This is a genomic window from Tolypothrix sp. VBCCA 56010, from assembly GCF_050875635.1.
GTDB lineage: Bacteria > Cyanobacteriota > Cyanobacteriia > Cyanobacteriales > Nostocaceae > Hassallia.
Window position 1 is genome coordinate 1 of the sequence record NZ_JBPAOH010000238.1, and the last position, 7,582, is coordinate 7,582.

At 42.3% G+C, this 7,582-nt stretch carries 9 protein-coding genes; 5 read left to right on the forward strand and 4 right to left on the reverse strand.

Annotated features, from left to right (window positions below; all coding sequences use genetic code 11):
* Positions 1-185, reverse strand: a 185-nt coding sequence (locus AABK37_RS38945; protein WP_432556751.1) for a hypothetical protein, incomplete at its 3' end; no start/stop codon positions are given.
* On the opposite strand from AABK37_RS38945, the gene AABK37_RS38950 reads away from it, so the two are divergent.
* A complete protein-coding gene (locus AABK37_RS38950) occupies positions 166-1,236 on the forward strand; it encodes a tetratricopeptide repeat protein (RefSeq protein ID WP_432556752.1) in 1,071 nt (356 codons plus the stop codon). The genes AABK37_RS38945 and AABK37_RS38950 overlap by 20 nt on opposite strands.
* On the opposite strand, the gene AABK37_RS38955 is transcribed toward AABK37_RS38950, so the two are convergent.
* The gene (locus AABK37_RS38955; protein ID WP_432556753.1) at positions 1,222-2,019 is read right to left on the reverse strand and encodes an MlaE family lipid ABC transporter permease subunit; all 798 of its coding nucleotides are present in this window, start codon (positions 2,017-2,019) and stop codon (positions 1,222-1,224) included. The two genes, AABK37_RS38950 and AABK37_RS38955, sit on opposite strands and share 15 nt — an antisense overlap.
* Before the next feature lie 43 nt (positions 2,020-2,062).
* Entirely contained in the window at positions 2,063-2,338 is a 276-nt protein-coding gene (locus tag AABK37_RS38960; RefSeq protein WP_432556754.1) for a hypothetical protein, read from the reverse strand.
* 303 nt (positions 2,339-2,641) lie between these two features.
* Between AABK37_RS38960 and AABK37_RS38965 the strand changes: the two genes are divergently transcribed.
* The 3 genes from AABK37_RS38965 to aroH all read left to right on the forward strand — a co-directional run bounded on the left by AABK37_RS38965 (position 2,642) and on the right by aroH (position 4,653).
* Entirely contained in the window at positions 2,642-2,938 is a 297-nt protein-coding gene (locus AABK37_RS38965) for a hypothetical protein (protein ID WP_432556755.1), read from the forward strand.
* Between the two features lie 350 nt (positions 2,939-3,288).
* Positions 3,289-4,110, forward strand: a complete 822-nt coding sequence (gene sppA, locus AABK37_RS38970) for a signal peptide peptidase SppA (RefSeq protein WP_432556756.1) — start codon at positions 3,289-3,291, stop codon at positions 4,108-4,110.
* Positions 4,111-4,281: 171 nt separating this feature from the next.
* The gene (gene aroH, locus AABK37_RS38975) at positions 4,282-4,653 is read left to right on the forward strand and encodes a chorismate mutase (RefSeq protein ID WP_432556757.1); all 372 of its coding nucleotides are present in this window, start codon (positions 4,282-4,284) and stop codon (positions 4,651-4,653) included.
* A 117-nt stretch (positions 4,654-4,770) separates the two neighbouring features.
* Here the strand turns inward: aroH and AABK37_RS38980 are convergent, their stop codons facing one another.
* Positions 4,771-5,829 (reverse strand): PstS family phosphate ABC transporter substrate-binding protein, encoded by a 1,059-nt coding sequence (locus AABK37_RS38980; RefSeq protein ID WP_432556758.1) that lies wholly within the window; start codon positions 5,827-5,829, stop codon positions 4,771-4,773.
* 248 nt (positions 5,830-6,077) lie between these two features.
* Between AABK37_RS38980 and AABK37_RS38985 the strand changes: the two genes are divergently transcribed.
* Positions 6,078-7,223 (forward strand): protein kinase domain-containing protein, encoded by a 1,146-nt coding sequence (locus AABK37_RS38985; RefSeq protein ID WP_432556759.1) that lies wholly within the window; start codon positions 6,078-6,080, stop codon positions 7,221-7,223.
* The last annotated feature ends 359 nt before the right edge of the window (positions 7,224-7,582 follow it).

A 7,582-nucleotide genomic window follows, 5' to 3' on the forward strand; every position in this document is an offset into this window, starting at 1 on the left:
CTTCCTGCCAAGTGTAGGATTTGCTGTCCAGTATAAATACTAACTCCAACTGAATAGATAGTTGATGTTTGAATATATTTGACTATGCGAAAGGTAACTATTAAGTCAGAATCTTCTCTTTCGCTACCCCCCATCGCCCCAGCTTGTCCGTTTCCGCCCTTACCAATGTCGTCAGCCGCAGCCAAGTCCCTATTTGGATTTTTTGCAATCACCCCAATTCTCGTTGCCCCTGACAAACCAACCTTTTCTACATCTGTACCAAGCGATCGCTCCAATGCTGCGACTGTCAGTAACTTGGTAAGGGCGGGAAAGTTGGATGAAGCTTTGCAACATGCACAAAAAATTAAGGATGTTTCTCTCAAGAACGAGGCATTAAGTGAAATAGCCAGTGCTTACAGGTCAGCAGGGCAACTAAATCAAGCCTTTCAGGTTGCAAAGAGCATTACACAGCCGCAGCAGCCGAACGATATCTCATTGAAAGATAATGTGTTGTCGGAAATAGTCAAAGCCTATACACAAGCAGGGCAACTGGATCAAGCGCTTCAGGTTGCAGAAATCATGGGCGAGGTTTTCAAATTCACTACTTTATTGGATATCGCTGAAAAGTATCGAGTAGCCGGACAATCGGTTCGCGCTGCTTCTATCATAGAGCGGGCGGATGCGGTTTATAGAACAGCGAGCAAACCTGACTCTACTAACCTTTTGGCTAGTCGTTTGAAACTTTTTATTTTGCCCAGATTTATCGGTCAGTATCTAGCTGTAGGACGAAAACAGAGAGCCGATGAGTTATCGTCTGAATTGTTTGAGTTTGTTAAAACCCTACCACAGCAGGATTACATGACAATTAGTATTTTGTCTAGTATTGCCCAAGTCTACGAAGGAGCAGGACAAAGGGATAAAGCTGTTGAAGTCCTTGATTATTCTTTATCAGCTGCTAAAAACATTAAGGAGACATTTGTCAAAGCCCAAGCATTAGCTCAAATTGCCAACCAGTATGCACTGCTAAAACAATCGGCTCGCGCTACTGAAGTTTTATCTCAGGCGATCGCTTTGGCTAAACCAGATAAGGAAGTTTCATCAAAAAATATTGTTATAATTACCGTCGCCCGTGGCTATGGGGTGTTAGGGCAATACGACAAAGCTCTTGAGATTACTAAAGCTGTAGAGCCAGCCTCACTGCGTGACAAAGTAAAACAGACCCTAGCCTGTTCTTTGAAGCGACTAGAATCCTTGTAGCGATGCACTGCCGGTTCCCTGAAACATTAACCAAGAAAGAAAGAAGTTGCAGACAAATATCATCAACAAAGCGGTAACAACCGCAGTTGTGGTTGATTGTCCCACACCTTTGGCTCCGCCGGTTGTCGTCATCCCCCAACTGCAACCAATAACGGCGATTAAAACTCCAAAGAAACCGGCTTTAATCAAGGCACTACAAATATCCCAAATGCCGAGAAAGTTACGAGCTGAATCTAAAAATGCCGTTTCCGAGAGGTTGTATATACTCGTGACAATTATCAATCCTCCCAACATGCCTGTGACTAAAGACAAAAGAGTTAAAATTGGCAGCATCAAGCCGCAAGCAATTACGCGGGGAATAACTAGATAATCAATCGGATCGGTTTTTAACATTAGCAGGGCATCGATTTGTTCTGTGACGCGCATAGTGCCGATTTCCGCTGCAAATGCCGAACCGACTCGTCCCGCCAAAATCACCGCTGTCAGCACCGGTGAGAGTTCTCTTGTTAAGGCGATCGCCAACACTCCGCCGACGACGTTTCCTGCCCCAAAATTGATAAACTCCCGCGCTACCTGGATGGTAAACACCGCACCTACAAAAACAGCCGTCAATAAAGCAATGAAGAGCGAATCGGGTCCAACCGCTGCCATTTGCTCTAGAGTGTTGTGCCGATGGATTTTGCCCCTAATTAGGTGAACTAATACTTGCCCACCTAAAAGAATTGCCGCCAGCAATCGCTGACTCCATATTCCTAAGCTGGATTTGGATGTAGTCTTGCTCAAAGTTTACAAGTTAACTCAGTAACTGCCTTAAGAATAGCTCTAGTCAGTTATTTGTTGTTAGTGGTTCGTGGTTAGTGGTTAGTGGTTGGGCATTGGGCATTGGGCATTGGGCAATGGGGAATGGGCATTGGGCATTGGGCATTGGGCATTGGGCATTTTTTCCCCTTGTCCCCCTTGTCCCCTTGTCCCCTTGTCCCCCTTGTCCCCTTGTCCCCTTGTCCCCTTGTCCCCTTGTCCCCTTGTCTCCCTTGTCTCCCTTGTCCCCTTGTCCCCCTTGTCCCCTTGTCCCCCTTGTCCCCCTGTCCCCTTGTCTCCCCACCTCCCCACCCAGGCGGAATATTAACTTAGCTTAAAGCTCTTCTCAGAATATTAAGCGTGTCAGAGGTTGCTTGCTAGTCCCTTAAGTGCGGCAATCTTTGATGGAAAGCTTTATTTATCTAGGTTTTTAAGAATTTTAGGTATTATCGATGCTCTTAGCATCTAGTAAAAGTAGTAGATAATTATTTTAATGAAAACTTAAGATTTTTGACATATTGTCTGTGGGAGGGCGATCGCACTTATTGTAGAAAGTGACATACAGGTATATAGCTCTTACCAATTCACTCACGGAGCCTGTCCGAAAATGACTATTTTTACTAATTTTCTCCGCTCGCTGCTGCTGACGATTATTTTTAGTTTTGTCGCTCCTTTGTTTTTAGTGGGCGTTTGTTTGTTTTCTCTATCGCTGATCGGTAACATTCCGGGTGTACAAGATGTGAGTAGCGCGATCGCACTCGCCATTATCCGTTTTCTTGCAACCTTTGGCAGCGGCACTCCCTTACGCGGAATATTTGTAATTTGTTTAACTTGTAGTTTCGTTGGTGCGCTATTTGACACTTATGTTTATTATCGGTGTCAAATTTTACGAAGCGGTTCTTAAGTGCGGCAAACAGCCAGCATTATAGATTCGCTCGTAAATTGCATAACTTCTAAAAAATAGATAAAACAGAACTTGAAAAAGCTGCTAGTCCTTATCTACAAAGGGATTGGTAAAACTTAATTATTATTTAAATATTAATTTAAAAGTCATCACTTACCCAAAACGCACGATTCGGCTTAAAGGCTTGATGGGTAGGAGATAAGATAATAAATGAAGATACGCATAAATCACAAAAATTCAATTAAAATGCCGATAGCACTGCGGCTTGCTCGTTGTTTATACAGATTCATCGAGTCAGATTCGCGCTCTTGCATTTTATATTAAGTTTAGAAGAAGGTTTTTGACTGCTCATGGTTTGGCCTTTTAAGTCCAAGTTTCGTAAACAAATTGCTCGGATTGAAATTACTGGAGCGATCGCCAGTGCTACTCGCAAACGTGTTTTAGAAGCCCTAAAAACTGTAGAGGAACGCAAGTTCCCCGCATTGCTGCTACGCATTGACAGTCCTGGTGGTACAGTCGGAGATTCCCAAGAAATCTACAGCGCCCTCAAGCGTTTGCGCGAAAAAATCAAAATTGTCGCCAGTTTTGGTAATATTTCCGCTTCTGGTGGTGTCTATATCGGCATGGGAGCCGAACACATCGTTGCTAACCCTGGTACAATTACGGGCAGCATAGGTGTAATTTTGCGTGGAAATAACATAGAACGCTTGCTGGAAAAAATCGGTGTTTCTTTTCAGGTAGTTAAATCTGGTCCCTACAAAGACATTTTGTCATTCGACCGGGAACTAACTGAACCAGAACAAAACATCCTGCAACAGCTAATTGATACAAGTTACCAACAGTTTGTGCAAGCAGTAGCCGAAGGGCGTTCTTTAGCCGAAGAAACTGTGAAAAGTTTCGCCGATGGTCGGATTTTTACCGGACAGCAAGCTTTAGAGTTGGGTGTTGTAGACCGACTGGGAACAGAAGAAGATGCGCGATGTTGGACAGCAGAACTGGTGGGTCTCGATCCAGAAAAAACGCTCACTTACACTTTAGAAGAACATAAACCCTTATTGAGTCGCTTGCTACCAGGAAGTGCTCAGGTTTCGTCAGGACTTAGGGCTGGAATTGATTGGATGGAATTTGAAATGTCCACCAGCGGTCAGCCTTTGTGGTTGTATCGACCGTAAAGGGAATTTTGAATTTTAGATTTTGGATTTTAGATTGTTGTTAAATCCAAAATCCGTCTTGAAAAGCTTTGATCGGACACGCCCAGCTTTGATCGGAGGTTTCCTCCGCTCAAACTTCTCGGAAACCTCCGCTCAAACTTTTCGCAAAATCGAAAAAAGGAGGAAATTGGCGTGGAGTGGCGAATGCGGGCTATTCGCGGAGCAACAACTGTTGCGGAAAATACCGTTGAAGCGATGCGTGAAGCGGTTGTAGAACTATTAGATGAACTGGAAAAACAAAATCACCTACATCCAACAGACATGATTAGTGTTACTTTCTCAGTGACACAGGATTTGGATGCTATTTTTCCGGCGGCGATCGCACGAACTCGTGCTTGTTGGGATAATGTGGCAATGTTAGATGTGCAGCAAATGCACGTTGAGGGTAGCTTGGAACGTTGCGTCCGTTTTCTAGTTCACGCCTACCTCCCACCCTCCGAGCCAATTCACCATATCTATTTGCGTGACGCTGCTAACTTGCGCCCAGACTGGAATTCGCCCTAACTTCTCTAGTTAATTATAAACTTTTATTAAGTAAAGCTCCTAAACGTAGTAAGGACTTCAGTCCTTAAAACCGAAGTTATGAGCAGTAAACTGCTCACTACGGCTCACTACGACGAACTAGGGGATAAACCCAGCTTGAGCGATCGCCTTTTTTCCTTGGTCACTCAGCAAAAGTCTAGTATAAGCTTCCCCAACTTTCTCTTCTCGACCGTTGTTTTGCTTAACAATCACAAATAATTTGCTCTTTATTGGATAACTACCGTTCTTAAGAACTTCGGTGTTAACTTGATTGCGCTTTTGCGGACACTGATTTGAAGGTATCAACGGTTCACGATAAGGAGAAATTAGCTGTGTAGACACCCGACCTAAAGGTAAAGCCTTGACGGTACACTGAGGTACTACACCTCGCGCAGAACCGTAATATACAGCGCCAGGAGTTTTACTGACTCGGCGTAGTGCTTCCGTGGTAGAATAGACATACTGAACATTAGAGCCAAGCGTTTGTTTTAATGGCTTGTCGAATAATACTGTGTCTGCGTTCTCTGGCTGCTGCGACAAAGGGATAATCGCCAAGTCTGGTCCATCTACTTGCTTCCAGTTAGTAATTTGCCCTGAATAAATTTGTTGCAACTGCTCAACGGTTAAGCCTGGTAAATTAAGTGCTTGGTTGACTGCTACTGCTATTCCATCGGTAGCTATTTCGCGTTGCTCAAGTGTAAAACCTCGCTGTTTAGCGATCGCATACTCTTCGGCAGTCAGGGGACGGGAAGATTCAGCAAAATCTAATTTCCCATCAAGCAACATTTTAATACCTGCTCCGGAACCAGGGCTACCGTTAGGAGGGTCTACGTATTGCAGTTGTAGTTCCGGACGAGTGTTTTGAATATAAGAATCTACCAGTTGCCTAATTGGTGCCCAAGTCGTACTTCCACCGTATTTAAATGCACCAATTGGCACATCAGTAACAGTTTGAAAGGTTGAAGTTGCAGAAGTAGAGGCAGTGTTTGTATCTTGACCAGAGGAATAAAAAGTACCATTGTTGACCCACAAGCGCGGTCTTAGCCACAACCACAGTCCGCCAATTATTACAATTGTAAGTAGTTCGCCAAATATCAGACCTCTGATCATTTGTTGGGCATCTTTGCTTAGTGGGATTTTTTTGCTAGTATTCTTCATTTTTTTCTTCCTGTAATTTAGTTAGTCATAAACAGGATGCAATGAGTACTTAATGTCAATTTCTGGTTCACCGATCAATTTACCTGCTTGACAAAGAAAAGTGCAAAAGCTAGATACATTTTTTATGAAGTTTAAATACAACTGTAGATAATTTACGTAAGTCTTCTTACATAAAAACTATATATTAATTTTATAGATAAATTTATTTAAGTAAAATTACTTAATACAACCGTTAGGTAGATCGTAACATGTTAAGCCAGTTACTAAAACAACGTTACCAGGTTGTCCAAGTTTTAAGTCAAGGTATATTCTGTCGAACTTACATGGCTCAAGACACTAAGAAGCCCGAACATCCCACCTGCATTGTTAAACATTTCTTACCTAGCAGTGAATGTCCCATCCCGGTAGAAATTCGTAGAAGGATATTTACTAGAGAAGCAGAGGCTCTAAAAAAATTAAATAACTACGATTTAGTTCCTCATCTTTTAACTCATTTTGAAGACAATCTTGAGTTTTACCTAGTGCAAGAATTTATTGAAGGGCATCCTTTAAATGCGGAATTTTTGCCTGGTAAACGTTGGTCGGAAAAAAAAGTTTTTCAACTACTGCAAGAAATTTTGGGTATCCTGAATTTTGTTCACAGTCAAGGAATGATTCACCGAGATATCAAGCCGAGTAATATTATTAGAAGAAAGCAGGATAATCGGTTAGTGTTGATTGATTTTGGTGCTGTCAAGCCAATCTGGAATCAATTGATTAGAGGTCAAGAAAACTTTATTCCTGTTGAATATTCTACGATCGCGATCGGCACTCCGGGCTACATGCCGCAGGAGCAACAGCGAGGCAAACCACGACCCAATAGCGATATTTATGCTTTAGGCATTATTGCCATCCAAGCTTTAACAGGGGTACATCCAACCCAATTACCAGAAGATCGCAATACAGGTGAGCTAATTTGGCAACACCTAACTCAGGTTAATCCTCAGCTTGCCTCGGTACTCAATAATATGGTGCATTATCACTTTCAAGATAGATATAAGTCGGCAAAAGAAGTATTAGAGGCACTTCTGCCACTTAAAAATTTATACATGCCACTGCATGAGTCAGATACGACTTTATTATCAGAAGACTTTACATTTGAACCTCAAATACCTTTATCCACAGACAACACTAACGAAGTTTTTGAATCTGAGGTATCAGCACAGCTTTTAAACAATTATACAAATGAGACCACTATTTCTATTTTTCCTAGTAAATCTGCTTTACTGATGGGCTTATTAATTGGCGCGGTTTCTGGTTTAATTCTCATGGTCGCGAGCTATTGGTCTTTGCAGGTAATTGCTCCTGCTCAAGTGGAAAATTCTCAGCCTAAACCATCAGGGCTTTTTCATTAACCTTGGCGAATTATTAAACCCAATTTGTGTATACTTGGTTTTGTTGACTTTGTGATTGATTCTGGTTTAATTGTGTACTATCTCTGTGAATCAAAAATGCCACAATTGCAACTACAAATAAGTTAACAACTAAAAGCCCAAGGGCACTCCACATCCAAATTTTCATAATTTTCATATGATTGTTACCAGTGCTTTCTTAAAGAGCGTGAACTACTACGCCGACCTATAAAAAGAAGAGAAGCAAAGTATTTACCTGTGGGTCTTTTAGAGATAAGTAAGTGGGCGTAATTAAACATAAAACATACATCTTCGTAGTGAGCCAGCGCGGTCTTCTCCCTTTGGGAGAGGCTAGCGCCAAG

Coding starts and splice junctions, on each gene's coding strand:
- AABK37_RS38950 (WP_432556752.1), top strand. CDS start 166: ATGTCGTCAGCCGCAGCCAAGTCCCTATTTGGATTTTTTGCAATCACC.
- AABK37_RS38965 (WP_432556755.1), top strand. CDS start 2,642: ATGACTATTTTTACTAATTTTCTCCGCTCGCTGCTGCTGACGATTATT.
- sppA (WP_432556756.1), top strand. CDS start 3,289: ATGGTTTGGCCTTTTAAGTCCAAGTTTCGTAAACAAATTGCTCGGATT.
- AABK37_RS38980 (WP_432556758.1), bottom strand. CDS start 5,829: ATGAAGAATACTAGCAAAAAAATCCCACTAAGCAAAGATGCCCAACAA.
- AABK37_RS38985 (WP_432556759.1), top strand. CDS start 6,078: ATGTTAAGCCAGTTACTAAAACAACGTTACCAGGTTGTCCAAGTTTTA.